Annotated in this window: 13 protein-coding genes; 10 read left to right on the plus strand and 3 right to left on the minus strand. The window is 49.6% G+C overall.

All coding sequences use genetic code 11. The features are described from left to right. The first annotated feature begins 58 nt into the window (after window positions 1–58). The 5 genes from ACI1P2_RS16305 (at window position 59) to ACI1P2_RS16325 (ending at window position 5,550) form a co-directional block, all read left to right on the plus strand. Window positions 59–1,078 (plus strand): pyridoxal-phosphate dependent enzyme, encoded by a 1,020-nt coding sequence (locus ACI1P2_RS16305; protein ID WP_355320996.1) that lies wholly within the window; start codon window positions 59–61, stop codon window positions 1,076–1,078. After that, window positions 1,071–2,294: an ATP-grasp domain-containing protein gene (locus ACI1P2_RS16310; protein WP_355320906.1), complete on the plus strand. Its 1,224-nt coding sequence runs from the start codon at window positions 1,071–1,073 to the stop codon at window positions 2,292–2,294. Before ACI1P2_RS16305 ends, ACI1P2_RS16310 begins: the two co-directional genes overlap by 8 nt. A 19-nt stretch (window positions 2,295–2,313) precedes the next feature. Then, window positions 2,314–3,585, plus strand: coding sequence for an MFS transporter (locus ACI1P2_RS16315; protein WP_355320907.1), 1,272 nt, complete (start codon window positions 2,314–2,316; stop codon window positions 3,583–3,585). 76 nt (window positions 3,586–3,661) lie between these two features. Then, the gene (gene blsG / locus ACI1P2_RS16320) at window positions 3,662–4,774 is read left to right on the plus strand and encodes an arginine 2,3-aminomutase (protein ID WP_355320908.1); all 1,113 of its coding nucleotides are present in this window, start codon (window positions 3,662–3,664) and stop codon (window positions 4,772–4,774) included. 71 nt (window positions 4,775–4,845) lie between these two features. Further along, on the plus strand, window positions 4,846–5,550 hold the full coding sequence (locus ACI1P2_RS16325; protein ID WP_355320909.1) for a thioesterase II family protein: 705 nt from the start codon (window positions 4,846–4,848) through the stop codon (window positions 5,548–5,550). Window positions 5,551–5,638: 88 nt separating this feature from the next. Here ACI1P2_RS16325 and ACI1P2_RS16330 read toward each other — a convergent pair whose 3' ends face one another. The 3 genes from ACI1P2_RS16330 to ACI1P2_RS16340 all read right to left on the minus strand — a co-directional run bounded on the left by ACI1P2_RS16330 (window position 5,639) and on the right by ACI1P2_RS16340 (window position 10,518). Next, a complete protein-coding gene (locus ACI1P2_RS16330) occupies window positions 5,639–7,471 on the minus strand; it encodes an ABC transporter substrate-binding protein (protein ID WP_355320910.1) in 1,833 nt (610 codons plus the stop codon). Between the two features lie 74 nt (window positions 7,472–7,545). Then, window positions 7,546–9,054 (minus strand): ABC transporter permease, encoded by a 1,509-nt coding sequence (locus tag ACI1P2_RS16335; protein WP_355320911.1) that lies wholly within the window; start codon window positions 9,052–9,054, stop codon window positions 7,546–7,548. Window positions 9,055–9,069: 15 nt separating this feature from the next. Continuing rightward, window positions 9,070–10,518, minus strand: coding sequence for an ABC transporter permease (locus tag ACI1P2_RS16340; RefSeq protein ID WP_408976247.1), 1,449 nt, complete (start codon window positions 10,516–10,518; stop codon window positions 9,070–9,072). 129 nt (window positions 10,519–10,647) lie between these two features. Between ACI1P2_RS16340 and ACI1P2_RS16345 the strand changes: the two genes are divergently transcribed. The 5 genes from ACI1P2_RS16345 (at window position 10,648) to ACI1P2_RS16365 (ending at window position 17,855) form a co-directional block, all read left to right on the plus strand. Continuing rightward, complete coding sequence (locus ACI1P2_RS16345; protein ID WP_355320912.1) at window positions 10,648–12,384, plus strand: ABC transporter ATP-binding protein; 1,737 nt, start codon at window positions 10,648–10,650, stop codon at window positions 12,382–12,384. Between the two features lie 182 nt (window positions 12,385–12,566). Continuing rightward, the gene (locus ACI1P2_RS16350) at window positions 12,567–14,135 is read left to right on the plus strand and encodes a type 2 periplasmic-binding domain-containing protein (RefSeq protein WP_408976248.1); all 1,569 of its coding nucleotides are present in this window, start codon (window positions 12,567–12,569) and stop codon (window positions 14,133–14,135) included. A gap of 275 nt (window positions 14,136–14,410) precedes the next feature. Then, window positions 14,411–15,400 carry an ABC transporter permease gene (locus tag ACI1P2_RS16355; protein WP_408976249.1) on the plus strand — a complete coding sequence of 330 codons (990 nt, stop codon included), beginning with the start codon at window positions 14,411–14,413 and terminating at the stop codon, window positions 15,398–15,400. 7 nt (window positions 15,401–15,407) lie between these two features. Then, the gene (locus tag ACI1P2_RS16360) at window positions 15,408–16,283 is read left to right on the plus strand and encodes a carbohydrate ABC transporter permease (protein WP_408976250.1); all 876 of its coding nucleotides are present in this window, start codon (window positions 15,408–15,410) and stop codon (window positions 16,281–16,283) included. 54 nt (window positions 16,284–16,337) lie between these two features. Further along, window positions 16,338–17,855: a sulfatase family protein gene (locus ACI1P2_RS16365; RefSeq protein ID WP_355320915.1), complete on the plus strand. Its 1,518-nt coding sequence runs from the start codon at window positions 16,338–16,340 to the stop codon at window positions 17,853–17,855. Window positions 17,856–17,870: the final 15 nt, after the last annotated feature.

Below are 17,870 nucleotides of genomic sequence, written 5' to 3' on the forward strand. Positions count from 1 at the left end.
TCCATGCATAACCAGAATATCTGAGCTTGAAGGAGGTTGCCGCTTGATCTGCACAAATATGATAGATGCCATAGGGAATACTCCACTGGTGCAATTAAGGCTGAGTAATCATGAAGGTGGAAACGTGTATGCCAAGCTGGAAATGCAGAATCCTTTTGGCATGAAGGACCGGGTTGCCAAGCAAATTATATTGGAGGCAAAACGCACCGGCCAACTGAAAGAAGGAGCCCCCATTATTGAGAGCTCCTCCGGGACGATGGCTTGCGGTGTTGCCATGGTTGGAACCTATCTGGGACATGAGGTTCATATTGTTACGGATCCTCGTATCGACCCGATTACATTGGCAAAGCTGACGGCAATGGGCAGCAAAATTTATATTGTAGATCAGATGGGCGTAAATGGCTGGCAGAGCGCGCGCTTGAACCGTCTATATGAATTGATGGAAGAACTGCCTGGCGCCTACTGGCCAAGACAATATGAAAATCCGGATAATCCCGGTGCCTATCACTCGCTTGCGCTGGAGGTCATGAATGAGCTGGAGCATGTGGACGTCCTGGTAGCATCTGTGGGGAGCGGTGGATCAATGTCAGGTACGGCCCGCGCTCTAAAAAGCTATAATCCGAATCTCAAAGTAATCGCGGTAGATTGCATAGGCAGCGTTATTTTTGGTCAGCCGGACAAGCCCGAACGGCTGCAAGGCGGTCTTGGTAACTCTTTGGTTGCCTCTAATGTGGATCATGCGCTGGTCGATGAGGTTCACTGGCTCAATGATGAGGAGGCATTCGCCGCAACGCTTGCGCTCGCGGCGGAGCAGAAGATATTTGCCGGCAATTCCTCCGGCTCCGTATATGCCGTAGCCAAGTGGGTCCATTCAAACGTGCCTCAAGGGGTTAATATTTTGGCCATCTTCCCTGACAGGGGAGACAGATATGTAAATACGATCTATAGCGAGCGTTATAGAATGGACAAACAAATTGAAAGGCTTCATCTGCCTGAGAACCCGCAGTATGTGCCGTACCAGACGGTCGTTACCTCATGGTCGTATTCCAGCCTTTCAGGGGTGATGCATCGTGTCTAGGTTGCTTTTTATTGAGGCCAATACAACGGGGACGGGGATGATCGCACTAACCCGTGCCGCATCCTGGGGGCTGAAACCACTATTTTATACGAACAATCCCGACAGATATTCAGGATTGGCAGAAACGGGCTGTCAGGTTCAGGTCTGCGATACAAATCATCTGGAGAGCCTGCGGCAGCATATTAGGGACACAATGGACCCACAGGACATCCGCGGCATTACGACCACAAGCGAATTTTACTTAGAGCAGGTGGCTGCGCTAACCGCTGAATATCATCTCCCGGGGAATCCCGTTGAGGTTGTCCGCAAGGTGCGAAATAAAGGCGAAACACGCAGGACGCTTGCACAGGCGGGAATTCTTCAGCCCAAATTTGCGGTAATCCATAATGAATCTGAGGTTGAAGCAGCAATTTGGAAGATTGGTCTCCCTTGTATTATAAAGCCGGTTGATGATAGCGGATCAAATGAAGTCCGTCTGTGTTCAAACCTGGAGACTGTACTACAGCAGATATCGCAAATCCTTGGACATAAGGTTAATGTGCGCGGGCAAGCGACAGCGGGAGCGGCTTTGGTGGAGGAGTATGTCCAGGCCCCTGAGTTCAGTGTGGAGACAATGAGTTGGCAGGGGAAGACAGAGGTCATTGGTATCACGCAAAAATCGCTTGCAGGACTTCCTTATTTCGTGGAAGCGGGGCACTTGTTTCCTGCTCTGTTGGACAGGGGGCAGTCCAATTCGATGATCCGTTCCGTGTTGGATGCCCTTCATGCGGTGGGCTTCCGCAATGGAGCAGCTCACACGGAGGTGAAGTGGACCACGCAAGGCGGCTCCATTATTGAAATCAATGGCCGTTTGGCGGGAGGAATGATTTCTGAGCTGGTCCGTTTGACGACAGGGATCGATCTTCTGGAACAGCAAATATTTTGCTCCTATCAAGGTCCAACCGTGAAAGAGGTGGTGTGCCAGGGTACGGCGGGAATCCGGTTTCTAATCACAGAAGCAGCTGGAACGGTCGAGCAAATCAGTGGCCTGGATGAAGTAGCCCAAATGAGCAATGTGAAGGAAGTAAAGCTTAACATTCTTCCGGGAGATTATATATCTCCTCCACAAAACGCTTACCAGCGTTTAGGATATGTGATTGCTCATGGACCTACAGCCGAAGAAACGACTCGAATTCTTGACCATGCTATTCAAAATATTCAAATTATGACTGGTTAACATGATTAGGGAGGCTCCTATGAGCAGAATTTCACTTGGTATATTAAAAAAGCCGGATTTTAGGAATTTCTGGCTTGGCCACACTGTATCATCATTTGGTGTTCAAATTACAACAGTGGCCGTTCCCTTAATTGCGGCGCTGACGCTGGAGGCTTCTTCTCTTGAAATGGGGATTCTGTCCGCTGTCGAATTTTTGCCTTTTTTGCTGATCAGCTTGTTTGTTGGTGTATGGGTGGATCGCAAGCCCAAGCGACCGCTCATGATTATAGCCGATATCGTGCGGGCAGTTGTTTTGATCGGCATCCCAATCAGCATCTATTTTAATATATTATCCATGCCTATCCTTTATGTGATTGCAGCCGTGGTAGGAATCAATACCGTTATATTTGAGATAGCCCACGCCTCATATCTGCCAACGGTGGTCAAAAACGAAGAGCTGGTTGAGGGAAACAGTAAATTGGAATTCAGCAGCTCCAGTGCCACAGTCGTGGGACAAAGTATCGGCGGCGCATTGATTCAGGTTTTATCCGCCCCCTTGTCCATTATATTTAATGTCGGGACCTATTTATTATCGGCCCTGTATCTTGCATTAATCAAAAAGCAGGAAGCTCCGATCAAGGTTCCGGAGGGAACCGAGCAAAATATGTGGGCAGATATTCGCGAAGGAACCAAATTTGTTTTTCATCACAATATCATTCGTCCTATTTTGATAGGAACCGTGATTTTTAATCTGTTCACTTATGTAATTGAGCCCATTTTCATCCTGTATATTTCACGAACCTTGGCATTGGACCCCATTTATATCGGCTTGATTTTCTCCATGTCCGGAGTAGGGGCGCTGCTGGGAGCCTTTATAGCGGGGCCTATGGCGAACAGGCTGGGGCTTGGTAAAACGCTGGTGTTCTCCTTGTTTGTGGCAGGATTCGTATCCTTAATCATCCCTGTAGCCACCTTATTGCCAACACTGCCGGCTGTAATATTAATTATGGTGATGTATATGATCGATGCTGCGATGGTCATTGTGTATAACATTAACCAACGCAGCTTGCGGCAGGCCGTTACTCCTCCAAATCTGCAGGGCAGAATGAATGCTTCCATACGTATGTTCGGCATGGGGGTTGTCCCGATCGGAGCCGTTCTTGGAGGGTGGCTGGGAGGAATTATAGGTACAACGCCTACCTTAATTGTTGGTGCTATTGGTCTGATGTGTTCGTCGATATTTATTATTTTCTCTTCTGTGCGTACGGTAACCCAACCTGCGGCATCGGGAATTACACAAGACGGAGGATGAGTTTGACCAGTCTGGGAGATAGTTTGGGATAAAGTTCGGGGTAAAATAAATGCACCTTCCAAAGGAGGATTTTGGTATGTCTGGAAATTGGGATTGGAATAATTGGAGAGCACAATTTCGCAATCGAATTCAGACAGTTGAGGCTTTACAAGAATATATTCAGCTAAGTCCTGAAGAAGAAAAAGCGATCCGAAAAAGTGAAGGACTCTATCGTTGGGCAGTTACCCCTTACTATGCATCCTTGATGGATCCAAATGACCCCAATTGTCCGATACGGCTGCAAGCTTTGCCTACCGCTGAAGAACTGAGCCCCAATATGTATTCGGACGTAGATCCGGTGGGGGATATGAAGTACCGGGTCACCAATCGTATCATTCATAAGTATCCGGATCGGATCGTGATGCTGGTTACGGAGCAGTGCTCCGTCTATTGCAGGCATTGTACACGCAAATATCACACAACGGATGTCAACGGCACTTATTTTGAGCGTCAGGAAGCAGAGTCCTTTGAAGAGGATTTTAAGTACATTGAAAAGCATCCCGAAATACGTGACGTGTTATTAACCGGTGGCGATCCGTTAACCTATTCCGACGAACGGCTTGAGCATATCATATCCCGTCTGCGAAGCATTCCCCATGTGGAGATTATCAGAATTGGGACAAGATATCCCGTACTGCTTCCTCAGCGAATTACCAAAGAATTTTGTGAGATGCTGGAGAAATATCATCCGATTTGGCTGAATACCCACTTCAATCATCCGAAAGAAATTACAGAGGAATCGGCAAGAGCCTGCGATCTGCTGCTGAAGCATGGTGTTCCAGTACAGAATCAATCCGTTTTACTTAAAGGTATTAATGATGATTTGGAAACCATGAAAGCTCTGCTTCATGGTCTGTTAAAGATTCGTGTAAGGCCGTATTATCTCTATCATTGTGATAATGTGACAGGTGTCTCTCACTTTATGACCTCATTGGAAAAAGGAATCGAAATTCTTCGCGGCCTTGTTGGATTTACGACCGGGTTTGCAGTACCTACTTATGTGCTTACTACAATCAATGGTAAAATTCCGATATCTTTAGATACGATCATTAGCTATACTGAGGAAGGCTTAACCCTTCGAAGTTATGAAGGCAAGGAAACGTTCATCCCTTATCTTCGGCACCAGGTTACAGTAAGGTCAGAAGTTTAAGTGAAAGTCACGACAATGTACATTGCTCAATTCCCGGCCGGGAATTGAGCAATTAAACTTTAGGGGGAACTATGGAGAAAATAAAACTTTTTTGTCTCCCTTACGCTGGCGGTTCAGCAGCATTATATATGAAGTGGAAATCCTTTTTGCATCCTTCTATCCATATTGTTCCGATTGAACTGGCAGGCCGGGGGAAGAGGTATTCAGAGCCGTTCTATTCAGATATTGAACAAGCTGTTCATGATATATATGAAAAAATCAAAGACGAATTAGATAAACTGCCTTATGCTTTGTTTGGGCATAGTATGGGAGGATTACTCGCATTTGAAATCGCCCATAAAATCCAGGTACAAGAACATAGAGCACCTAAAATTATCTTTTTATCGGGAAAGAATCCCCCTCATTGTCAAAACCACAGATTCATCCATCATCTGCCAAATAAAGAGTTAATCAATGAGATTCTTGAAATGGGAGGGACTCCAAAAGAAATTTTGCAGCATAATGAATTACTTGAAATTTTAATCCCGATTTTACGGGCGGATTTTACTCTTGTGGAAAACTATCATTGCAATAAGAGAGAAGAAATTTTAGACTGTGATCTGGTAATAATGAACGGAAGACAAGATAACCTGACCAAAAATTCGGATATGAAGGAATGGAGCCGGTATACAAAAAGAGAAGTGCGGACTTACCATATTGACGGAGGTCATTTCTTTATAAATGAGCATTTGGAGTCTGTTTTAAATCTGATTCATAAAGAATTGATTCATATGTAGAAAAGAAGAGCCCTCCCGGACGACAATGAACGCTCTGCTTGAGATTGAGCTGCAGGCTGTTGTCCGGGAAGGCTTGCGATACTAAAAGTTATGGTTTCTGATTTTTATAATTGTTCAAGAACTCCTGCACCTTTGCCTGATCTGCAGTCAGCTCGTTTCCGGTCTTCACCAGCGGGCTGACCGTCGATGCGGCTTTGATTTTGTTCCCCTCATAAAATTGCAGGATTTCATCCTGATTGATCGAATACAGGACGGCCTTCCGCAAATCCACACTTTTGCTTACCTCACGGTTGCCGGTAACATTGAAGAGCAGATAAGTGACACCGTTACTTTCCAGCGTTTGCAACTTCAGCTTGGGATCGCTTTTTACGATTTCATATTTGGTTTCCGGTACTCCGTAATAGGCGTAAATTTCACCGCTTCTGAGCGCTGACAGCGCGCTGTCAGCATCCACGATAAAGCGGAGCGAAATTTTTGCGATTTTCGGTTCATTTTCCGTACCAGGCATATAAGCCGGGTTTTTCTCAAAAACCGCCTCATAGTCATTTTTATAAATCAGGATATATGGTCCGCTGGCATACAGCGTATTGTTGTATTTTCCGCCTTCGGTCACTGTGTTTTGATCCCCGTAAGGGATGTCTTTGTTGACGTCAAAGGTGGCGACATCGTAGGTGTTGATGCTTTTGACCTGCTTTTCGGATACAATGCCGGCGGATTGATGGCCCAAATAGTTCAGCACCTGCGGAAATGGCTCAGTAGTCGTCAGCTTAACCACCTGGTATTTGCCTTGATCATTGTTCGCTTTGTTCTTATCCGCAACCAGGGCGGAAATGGGGGCGCCCAGCCCTTTTTCCAGCGCATCACGCACGGTACCGCCGTCTGCGGAACGCACAGAGCTCAAGGCATTCAGATCGGTAACGGCTTCAACCGCCTTGATATGCTCATGGAGTGAGTATGTCCGGTGATCCGGCACCGAATTCTGGTCCTTGGCACGGTTCAGCGAGAAAATGACGTCTTCCGCACCGACCCGTTCACCGGAATTGGCCGCTTTTTTATTTTCTACCTTGGCGAAGTTAATATCATCTCTCAAAATAAAGTAGTACTCCGAATTGCCTTCGGCGATGGTGAAGTTGCGGGAGAGGGAACCGTCAGCCGTAATTTTGTCGTCATCTGTCAGATTGATCAGGCGCACATACATATTTGTGTTGATCGTATTAATGGAGCCATCATTGCCTTTAATCGGGTCCAGTGACGTCAGGGTTGAAATCGATTGGGTCAGAACCAAAGGGTCTGACGCATTGCGGGAGGAATCGTTAAATTCAATATCCTCCCAGGCCAGCGCACGGGATTTGGACAGCCGCACGGATTCTGGTTTCAGAATGTCCTTATTGACGGCCTGGCTCTTCAGCGAGATGTACAAGGGAGCAATGAAAGCTTGGTCAAAAACGAGACGCTGCTCCAGCTGCTTGTACGTTTCCGCATATTTCTCAGGTGATTCAGAAGCAGCCTGATCAATCAGTTTGTCGATTTCCGGATCGGACTGGATGCTGTAGTCGCCCCCGGTTTTAAACAGGGAACGGACGGCATAGTCCGGGTTGCCTGTCACCGTCGTCCAGCTCGAGAGGGCAATATCATAATTGCCGGCGTCCTTTTGCGCGCTGAAGCTGCCGTAGTCAGGCTGCAAATTGAGCTTGACGTTAAAACCGTTTTTGGTCAGCTGATCGCGGATGATGTTGACATCGGATTCCTGTGAGGTTTGCGCGAGCAGCTCGATATCCACTCCATTGGCAGTATTCGCAGACGGCTTCTCGGTAGCGGAATTTGCTGTCGGGTTGGCCGTGTCAGATTTGGTCGTTATGGAGCAGCCTGTTAATAGAAGTATTATAGCCAGAGTTACGAGAGCCGCCGATTTTTTGTACATGCTTGTTTCCTCCCCCAATATGTAGATTCACTAAAATTCCATGTAATATGAAATCCTCAAACTGCTCCATTTAGCTAGGCCATCTTCGGATCAAGGGCATCCCGCAGACCGTCCCCCAGAAAATTAAAGGAAAGCACCAGCGCGATAATGGCCAAACCCGGATACACGGCCAGATAGGAGTTGGTTTCCAGATAGGTGCTGCCCAGCTTCAAAATATTTCCCCATTCCGGAATATGCGGCTCCACGCCAAGCCCTAGGTAGCTTAAGCTGCTGGTGGCGATGACAGCCGAACCGATGGTCAAGGTCGCTTTAACGATCATGGGCGCCATGGAGTTCGGTACAATGTGCTTAAACAGAATGGACAGATTTCCCGAGCCCAGTGCCCGGGCCGCATCAACAAACTCATATGTGGACACCATCATGACATTGGCCCGCATCGTGCGGGCATAAGTCGGAATAGCGCCGATACTGAGGGCCAGAATCAGATTGACCGTACTGGCGCCAAAAGCGGCGATAATGGCGATGGCCAGCAGAATGCCCGGGATGGAATACAGGATGTCGAGTGTTCTCATGATGATGTTATCTGAATGCCGTCCATAATATCCGGAGATCGCCCCCAGAATGCCGCCAGCCAGGAACGGGATCAGGGTGGATATCGTTCCGACAACAAGCGAAATTCTGGCCCCGAAGATGATTCTGGAGAACAGGTCTCTGCCGAAGTTGTCGGTTCCCAGCGGATATACCAGACTTGGAGGCTGCAAAATAGCACTGTAATTGTTTACCACCGCCATACTGTAATCAAAGGTGAATATGCTGCAGATGGAAATGGAGAACAGGAAAACGATAAAAAATATACCCAGCATGGAGGCGATGTTTTGTGTGATCCGTTCTGCGATGTCCTCCCATTTGGGGGCGGCCGGATCGTTTCTGCCTCGTATTTTCGCCAGCAAAATGATGCCAAGCAGCAGGGAGAACAGATTCCCCGTCATCGCAGTAAGGATCAGCGGAACCGAAAGCCATGCCAGCCCTGGGGCAATATCATTTTTTCGTACAGCCTTCGCAATGATGAGCAGTGCTGCAAGATCAAACAGGGCAACAGCGCACAGGATGAGCATGGCGGCGGGAAAGGCATCCGCCACATACGGCTTGAACAGATTCAAGGCCGATACAGCAAACACAAAAAGCTGTGTGAGCAGCATATACACGGCGAAAGTATACTCGGCGGTTTTTTGTTTTTTCACAAGACCAAATGCTGCGGCCACGATAAAAATGTTGCCTGTGGCGATGCTCAAAAGCTGGACATAACCGAGCGTCCTTGTGCGGCGGCGGATGCCTCCGTAACGAAGGAGATCCGCGCGAACCATTGCCGTAACGGCAGCCTGCACCAGGGTGAAGAAGGCAAAGAGCATACATACCGTAAGCACCACCGGCTTTAGCGAAAGGCTGTCATAGCTGAAGCTGTTGAGCAGCAGAATCAGTGTAACCACGAGCGAGCTGATCCAGGCAAAGACGGCCTGGTTGTACTCCGTGGATGTTTTAAGCTTGAGCCCGTCTTTGTGACGGGTAAAACGTCTTTCGGACAATGGACTCCACCTGCTTTAATAATGTTTCATTTTTGTACGGATTCTTGGATCAATAAAGGCATACATCACATCCACAATGACATTGACCAGTGATATGGTAATCGCTGTGTACACCACCCCGCCCATAATGGCCGGAATATCAGGGATAAACTGCTTATCCACGATATAACTGCCGAGCCCGCTGATGTTGAATACCTTCTCTGTCACGGCCGCTCCGCCCAGCATAGCGCCGAACTGCAGGCCAACCACGGTGATGATCGGGATAAGTGCGTTGCGGACCGCATGCTTCATCAGCACCTGCGACCGGTTAAGCCCTTTGGCCCTGGCTGTCATTATATAATCCTCATGGATCACCTCCAGCGTGGAAGACCGGGTCATTCTGGCGACCGCCGCCGTCAGTCCGGTTCCGAGCACAATGACCGGCATCACGAAGGACAATGCATTTTGCGGATTATAGGTTGCGGGAAGCCAGCCCAGATGAATCGAAAAGTTCAGAATCAGCACCAGTCCCTGCCAAAAGTTCGGGATGGACAAGCCCAGCAGTGCGATGAACATAAAGCTGTGATCGAACAAGGAATTCGGTTTTACAGCCGAAAGGATGCCGATCGGCAGAGCGATTACCAGCGCCAGTAAAAGCGAGATGGTTGCGAGCATAAATGTTACCGGAAACTTTCTGGCGATTGTGGGCACGACCTCTTCATTACCAGCGAACGAGCTGCCGAGATTAAAGGTTAGTATACCTTTTATACTGCTCCATAGCTGCGTAAGATAAGGTTTATCCAGTCCATACAATGAATTAAAAGACTGAATTTGTGCAGGAGTTGCCGTTTCGCCAAGAATGTTGGCGGCCGGATCGAATGGTGACAGATACAGGATGGTGAAAACCAGCAGCGCTACGCCAAGGATGACGAAGAAAGTCATGACCAACCGTTCGAATACGAACTTCACATAAGGATTGCTGTAAATCAGCATCAGGCTGTACATCAGCAGACCGGGAATGAAGGTTAACAGAATGAACAACGGATGCTTCGCAAGCGAGCGGAATGTGTCCGTAATGCTGTACTCACTCGCTTGTTTATCCTGTGCCCGATGAGTAACCTCTTCGTTGACGATTTCCCGAAACCGAACTTCCGCCCTCTGAACCACTTCCCGGTACGTTTCACGCTTGCTGGGCTGCTGCCCGAAAAAAAGCTGTCTATGTATAAGCTGCTGCTCAAACTCAGTGACGAGTCTGTCATGATGCCCTGCAGCCCGCAGCTCTGCTTCCACCTGTGCCCGCAGACTGAGTACGGGAGAGGTTCTTTTGCGATACAGATGCACCAGCAGGACAACGAGATTCACCGGGGCGCCGCTCAACAAAAGCCAGAAGCGGTAGGCAGGATGGAGCATCATCTGCCCGTAAGCTTCGGCAATCGCTTGGGAATAGGGTGAAGAGGCTTTGGTGGCTGCTGCGGATAATTCCAACGGATTTCACCTCCTTACAAAATTAAATTGTACTAATCCGATGAATATAGTACATTTTATTTGGGCATTTGTGGATAGTCAAGACAATTCGCAAAACGGATGAAACTTTTAACTTGGCAGGTGATTCGTTTGGAACCTATTTTAAAAATAAGGGATTTACGCGTAGCCTTTGCAGCTCGCAGCCTGGAGGTTGAAGCTGTGCGTGGAGTAAGCTTTGAGCTTTTTCCGGGGGAAACGCTTGGAATTGTTGGGGAATCAGGCAGCGGTAAAAGTGTTACCGCACGCTCGATCATGCGGCTGCTGCCGTCGCCGCCAGCATCCATCAAGGGCGGTGAAATTGTTTTTCTGGGGGACGATTTGGTGCAAAAAACGCAGACGGAAATGGAGAGCATCCGCGGCAGGGATATCGGCATGATCTTTCAGGACCCGATGACCTCACTCAATCCGACGCTCCGGATCGGTGAGCAGATTGCGGAAACTTTAATCAAGCATCGAAAGCTCTCTCACAGGGAGGCGAAGGAGCAGGCCATTGAGATGCTGAAGCTTGTGGGCATCCGGGAGCCAGAAAGGAGATATGAGCAGTATCCGCATGAATTTTCGGGAGGAATGCGCCAGCGGGCGATGATCGCCATTGCGCTCGCCTGCCGTCCGGCCCTGCTGATCGCGGATGAACCGACGACCGCGCTTGATGTCACGATCCAGGCGCAAATTTTGCAGGTGATGAAGCATATGCAGCAGCAGTTTGGCACGTCCATCATCCTGATTACGCATGATCTTGGCATCGTGGCGGGAATGTGCGACCGGGTAGCGGTTATGAAGGAGGGAGAGATTGTCGAGTCGGGAACGGTTGCGGACATATTTGAAAAAGCGCGGCATCCTTACACACGCAAGCTGCTTGACGCGATTCCGCGATTGCACGAAAGCAAAAAGCCTAAGAGGCAAGCCAGTCTGAGTTTAAGCGGCAAGGGTGAACGTCCATTGATCGAGGTACGTGCGCTCAGGCAATTTTTTGATATGGGGAAAGGGCAGGTGGTACGGGCGGTTAACGATATCAGCTTTTACATCAACGAAGGGGAGACGCTCGGGCTAGTGGGGGAATCGGGCAGCGGGAAATCAACTACCGGACGCTCCATTCTGCGGCTTCATGAGCCCACTGGAGGAGATGTGCTTTATCAGGGCATGGCGCTCGGACGCCTGTCAGCCAAAGAAATGAAGCAGATGAGAAGATATATGCAAATTATTTTTCAGGACCCGTATGCCTCTTTGAATCCGCGCCGAAAAGTAAAGGATATTATTGGAGAGGCTCTGGATATACATAAGCTGTACGGCAGCAAGCTGCAGCGTGGAAAAAGAGTGGAGGAGCTGCTGGACATGGTCGGGCTCGACACCTCATTCGCCAATCGCTATCCGCATGAATTCTCCGGTGGACAGCGGCAGCGGATCGGGATTGCCCGCGCGCTGGCGGTTGAGCCGCGATTTATCGTTTGTGATGAACCGCTCTCGGCGCTCGATGTATCCATTCAGTCGCAAATTGTGAAGCTGCTTGAAGATCTTCAGCAGCGGCTGGGCCTCACTTATCTTTTCATCGCCCACGACCTTGCCATGGTCAAGCATATCAGCGACAGAGTGGCCGTGATGTATGGAGGCAAAATTGTAGAGCTCGCGGAAAGCGAAGAGCTGTATGCCAATCCGCAGCATGAATATACCAAATCTCTGCTTTCGGCCATTCCCGTACCGGACCCGAAGATGGAGTCCTTCAAAAGCAGACAGCTCACGGAAGAGGAAAGCGTGTCGGACAAATACCACTTGGGGAGCTCGCGCATGATCGAAATTAGCAAAGATCATTGGGTGGCGGTTCCCTCTTAAAGTGGTTGACAGTCGGGATGAAGTCCATTTATACTCTAAAAAAATCCAAGCGGAATGATAGGAATGCAGACTGGACGAACCAGATGCGCACAATGCAAGCATGATGGATGCTTATATTGTGCGCATTTCTTTTTTAAAGGAGTTTTGTGGCAGATGAGAGTTTACAGAAAAGGTGAGATGACATGAGGACTTTGACCAGCTTGAGAAAATCGAAGTTATTTTCCGCAGCAGCTATTTTATTGACGGCCGTCCTGTTGGTTACAGGCTGTGGAGGGTCAACGGGTTCTGGCGGAGAGGCTTCCGCCGATGGAACGTTGGAGCTGAGCATTATGACGATAACGCCGAGCGCGACGCCCGCCGGGGAAGATAATGTCATCAAGCAGGCGATCGAAAAAGCAACTTATTCCAAAATGCATATCCAGTGGGTGGCCAACAATGTCTACAAGGATAAGCTGAACCTGACTTTGGCCTCCGGCGATATTCCGGATTTGATCATGATCAATGATCCTTTCGGCAGTACGTTTACCACCATGGTGAATCAGGGGGCGTTCTGGAATCTGGCTCCTTATTACAAGGATTATCCCAACCTGGTCGATGGCATTCCTGAAGTGGCATGGGAGCATACCAAGGCAGCGGATGGCAGCAATTACGGCATTCCAAGACCGCGGGATCCGGATGACGTTTCTTTTTTCATTATCCGCAAAGACTGGCTGGATAAGCTGGGACTGCAGGTTCCGCAGACAACGGATGAGCTGTACAGCGTGATGAAGGCTTTTGTAGAACAGGACCCGGACGGCAACGGGCAGAGGGATACGGTCGGCCTGGCGGCCTACATCGCTCCCGAAGATTTGGGCGGAGGCAATGTGGGGCCGGTGCTCGGCACCATTGATGAGTCCTTCACTGGGGTTAACGGGGAATGGAAATGGGATGAGGGCAGCCAGCAGCTCATATATACGGCACTGCTGCAGGAAACGAGGGATTCTCTGGCATATTTGACCCGTGCCTATGCGGATAAGCTGATTCCCGAAGACTTGCTGTCCATGGTTCAGTCGCAGGCGCGCGACCTGTTTAAAGCGAACAAAGCCGGTATTATCGTGGACAAAAGCGGAACGATGCGCAAAATCTATGCCGATGACCTGAAAAAGGTAGACCCGGACTTCAAATATACGGATTTTTATCCATTAACGTCGATTAACGGCTACGTATCCAAGAGTGACGGGTATAACGGGATTCTTGCGATTCCTAAATCCGTTCCCGAGGAGAAAATGAAACGCATCTTGCAGTTGATTAATGACTGGATGGACCCGGATGTCTATTCCATCCAAAAATACGGAATTGAAGGAACCCATTATACAGTAGATGCCAACAGCGAAAAGGTGATCAACGCGGAGAAATTAATTGCAGATAACGCCTCCGATTTCAATCAGATCGTCAATGTAATCACACTGCCGCCGGAAAATACGGGAGAAACGGATGAGGAAAAGGCAGCCATTGATTTTTTCGATCAGGTTGAACAGGAGCGCGCTAAAGTAAGTGTGACCAATATCGCTTCCGGGCTGCAGTCTCCAACTGGCCAAAAGCTGCTCCCTGATCTGAACAAACGGATTCAGGACTTGAAGTCCAAAATCATCATTGGACGTGAGCCAATTGAAGCATGGGATACATTCGTCACAGCGCTGAAGCAGGACCCTGAATTCATTAAAATGAGCGTAGAAATGACAGAGGCCTACAAAAAAAGAAACGGCCTTTAAGTGCGAGTTCAAAAAGTCAGGTTTTCAGCACCGAAGCCTATGCTTCCGAAGTGCGTTTTTTCAAAACGCTTGAGTTGAATGAAGCTAGGGACTGAGGAGCAGAGCGTACTTGGGGTACGTGAGCACCTGAAATGTTTCCGCAGGAAACATGCTTCGGAAGCATCAACTTAGTCCCGGCTGGATTCAAGATTCGATGTCGAATCCGCTTCCTGACTTCCTTCGTGATCAAAAGATGACTTTTTGAACAACCTCTTTAAGCTGGGAGAGATTCAGCCATGAATAAACAAGAAGCGAGTATCATGCAGGGGCAGCCTGCAGTATCAGCTGCATCCGCAGGTCTCAGTGCCGGAAAATCCGGACGCTCAAGTCTGAAATCGAGCCTTCTGCGTGACCGTTCCCTGTATCTGCTGGCGCTGCCTGGCGTGCTCTTTTTTCTCATTTTCAAATATGTGCCGATGTGGGGCATCCTGATCTCCTTCCAGGACTACTCTCCGTTTCTGGGCATGGCGGGCAGCCAGTGGGTCGGGTTCAAGCATTTTGCGGACTTTTTCAGCAGTCCGGACTTTGTGCTAATGCTGCGCAATACGCTGGCCATCAGTCTGCTGAACCTGCTGCTGTATTTCCCGTTTCCCATCATTGTGGCCTTGATGCTGAACGAGCTGCGCAGCGCTACCTACAAGCGGATTGTGCAGACGGTCATTTATATGCCGCATTTTCTGTCATGGGTCATTATTGCGGGATTGACCTTTTTGCTTTTTGCCAAAGGCGAAGGATTGGTCAATGATCTGCTCGAACTGGCCGGCAGGCCGCGCACCGATATCATGACCAATCCGGATGCGTTCTGGATCATGGTCACATTGCAGTCTATCTGGAAGGAAGCCGGCTGGGGAACGATTGTGTTCCTTGCCGCCATGGCCAGTATTGATCCGCAGCTTTATGAAGCCGCAAGAATGGATGGGGCGGGGCGCTTGCGCCAGATCTGGCATGTAACGCTGCCCGCCATTCGTCCAGTCATCGTCGTGCTGCTGATTTTACGGCTTGGCGATATTATGGATGTCGGTTTTGAGCAGATTTTCCTGATGTACAACGGGGCGGTTTCGGAGGTTGCGGAGGTGTTCGATACGTATGTGTACCGGACAGGGATCACACAGGGAAACTTCAGCTACAGCACGGCCGTCGGTTTGTTCAAATCGCTTGTAGGGCTGGTGCTGGTGGTGTTGACAAACAAACTGGTGAAAAAGCGGGGCGAAGAGGGCGTATATTGAAAGGGGGATGACCGTGAAAATAAACGGCGGAGAAAGGCTGTTTCAGGTGCTGAATGTCCTCTTTCTGGCTTTGCTGGCTGTTGTCACATTTTTTCCGGTCTATTATGTTCTTGTGGTGTCCTTTACGGACCCGGGGGAGTTTTTTCAAAAAAAGGTTGTGCTCTTTCCTGAAAAATGGTCCTTTGAAGCTTACAAGTATCTGCTTTCGACCGAGACATTTCCGCGTTCTATCGGTAACAGCGCATTTTTGGCAACGGTAGGAACCGTATGCAGCCTTGTCGTATCCTCCTCCTTTGCCTACGCGCTCTCCCAGAAGCGTCTTCGCTTCAGACGAGGGCTCATGCTGATGGTGCTGCTGACCGTGCTGTTCAGTCCGGGTATTATTCCGAATTATTTGCTGATCCGTGAGCTTGGGCTGATCAATAACATTTGGGCCCTGATCATTCCCTCCCTTGCCAACGGCTGGACGGTGCTGCTTATGAAAAATTTCTTTGATGGCATTCCGGCTGAGCTCAGCGAATCCGCGGCGATGGACGGCAGCGGCGCCATCCGCACATGGGTGCGGATTATTTTGCCGTTATCTCTGCCAGCACTGGCCGCTTTCGGGCTGTTTTTTGCCGTCGGTTACTGGAACCAGTTTTTCCTCGCGCTCCTGTATCTGAACGATTCCAAGCAATGGCCGATCCAGGTGCTGCTGCAAAATATGCTGCTGAACTCATCGACCACTGACCTGGTGGGTCCTGATCAGTACGTGCAAACCCCGCCGACGGAAATGCTGAAAATGGCTTCGGTGATCATCGCCATCCTGCCGATTATGGTGGTGTATCCGTTTCTGCAAAAGCATTTTGCCAAGGGTGCCATGGTTGGCTCCGTTAAGGGGTAGGGCAGGAGTCTCTATAGCCCCATACATATATAATAGAAGAAAGGAGAATGGACAATGGCGTACGACAAACCCAATATCATATTTTTCATGACAGATCAGCAGAGATGGGATTGTATCGGGAAGTTTAATGAGCATATCCATACCCCGCATCTGGATCGTCTGTCGGCGGAAGGAATTACGTTCAGCCAGGCGGTATGCCAGGCGCCGATGTGTGTGCCCAGTCGCACCTCCATGATGTTCGGTTATTACCCTTCCCAGACAGGAGTACGAACGAACTATGGCGGGATCTTTGACGAGGAGCGCCTGCCGTCGGACCCGCTGCCCGAGCTCATGCGCAAGGCGGGGTACCAGACGGCGGGGTTTGGCAAAACGCACTGGAATCACGGAGTACATACAGAGGTTCCTTCCTCGCGTGGATTCGAGGTAAGGGCCGTAGGCTTGGCGCGCGAAAGCGGGCATTATGAAGAAAATGCCGTCATGATGGGAGATACCCATCCCGAATATCTCGCCGCCTACAGCAGGGAAACGGCTCATTTCGGCAGCGGGGAGGAAAATATTCACGGCTACATCGGTTTTACGAGCCGGATCCCGATGGAGCAGCACCGTGACGGCTGGGTTGCCGGGCAGGCTCTGCGTTTTCTGGAAGAAGGAGTGGACCCGGATCGTCCGCTGTTTTTTTATCTGTCCTTCCTGAAGCCGCATGCCGGCTTTAATGTGCCAAAGGAATTCGAGGATTTATATTCCATTGAAGATATCCCGGATATTCCGCAGCCGCCTTGGCTGGATGAAGAAGACACACACCTCGCTGCCAGTGATGAGCTGAACATTCGCAGCAGGCAGGCGTATATGGATAAAAAAACGGTGTTCCAGCAAATGTGCCCGTTGGAACGCAGACGTACCACGCTGCGCTATTGGGCCAACTGCTCATGGCTGGATCACTATTTTGGCCTGGCCCTGGATAAGCTGGAGAGGCTGGGAAGATTGAACAATGCGCTGATTGTATTTGTCTCCGATCATGGTGAGATGCTGGGGGAGCGGCAGTTCCGGTTCTCCAAATATAATCTGTATGATGCCAGTGTGCGCGTGCCCATGATTCTGGCAGGCTCCCGCATTCCTTCTGAATTGCGGGGTACCGTCGACGACAGGTCGGCGGAGCTGGTCGATCTGGTTCCAACCTTATCGGCGATGGCCGGATTGCCGCGCAATCCCATGCTGCCTGGATTTGACCTGCTGGGGGAGAGCAGAAGACACGGCACATTCTGCGAATTTCACGGTAAAGGCGTAACGTCCCCGCATTCCGCGCCAGCACTGATGTGGCGAACGAAGGAATGGAAGCTGATTTTGTATATCGAGGGCTCTGTCCGGGATGCGGCCGCGCGAGTGGATGATACGAAAGGGGAACTCTACCATTTGACGGATGATCCGGGAGAATGGGTGAACCGCTACCATGATGAGGAGCTATCCGCCATTCGTGAACGGCTAAAGACAGAGCTGTTAATGCATCTGGCTGTGGCCTGGTCCAAAGGACCGGTGTTCTATGATAAAGGCGGAATTCAGCCGTTGGAATCCTGATGCATCTCAGAGAAA

The sequence above is a fragment of the Paenibacillus jiangxiensis genome (assembly GCF_046098255.1).
Taxonomy (GTDB): Bacteria; Bacillota; Bacilli; order Paenibacillales; family Paenibacillaceae; genus Paenibacillus; species Paenibacillus jiagnxiensis.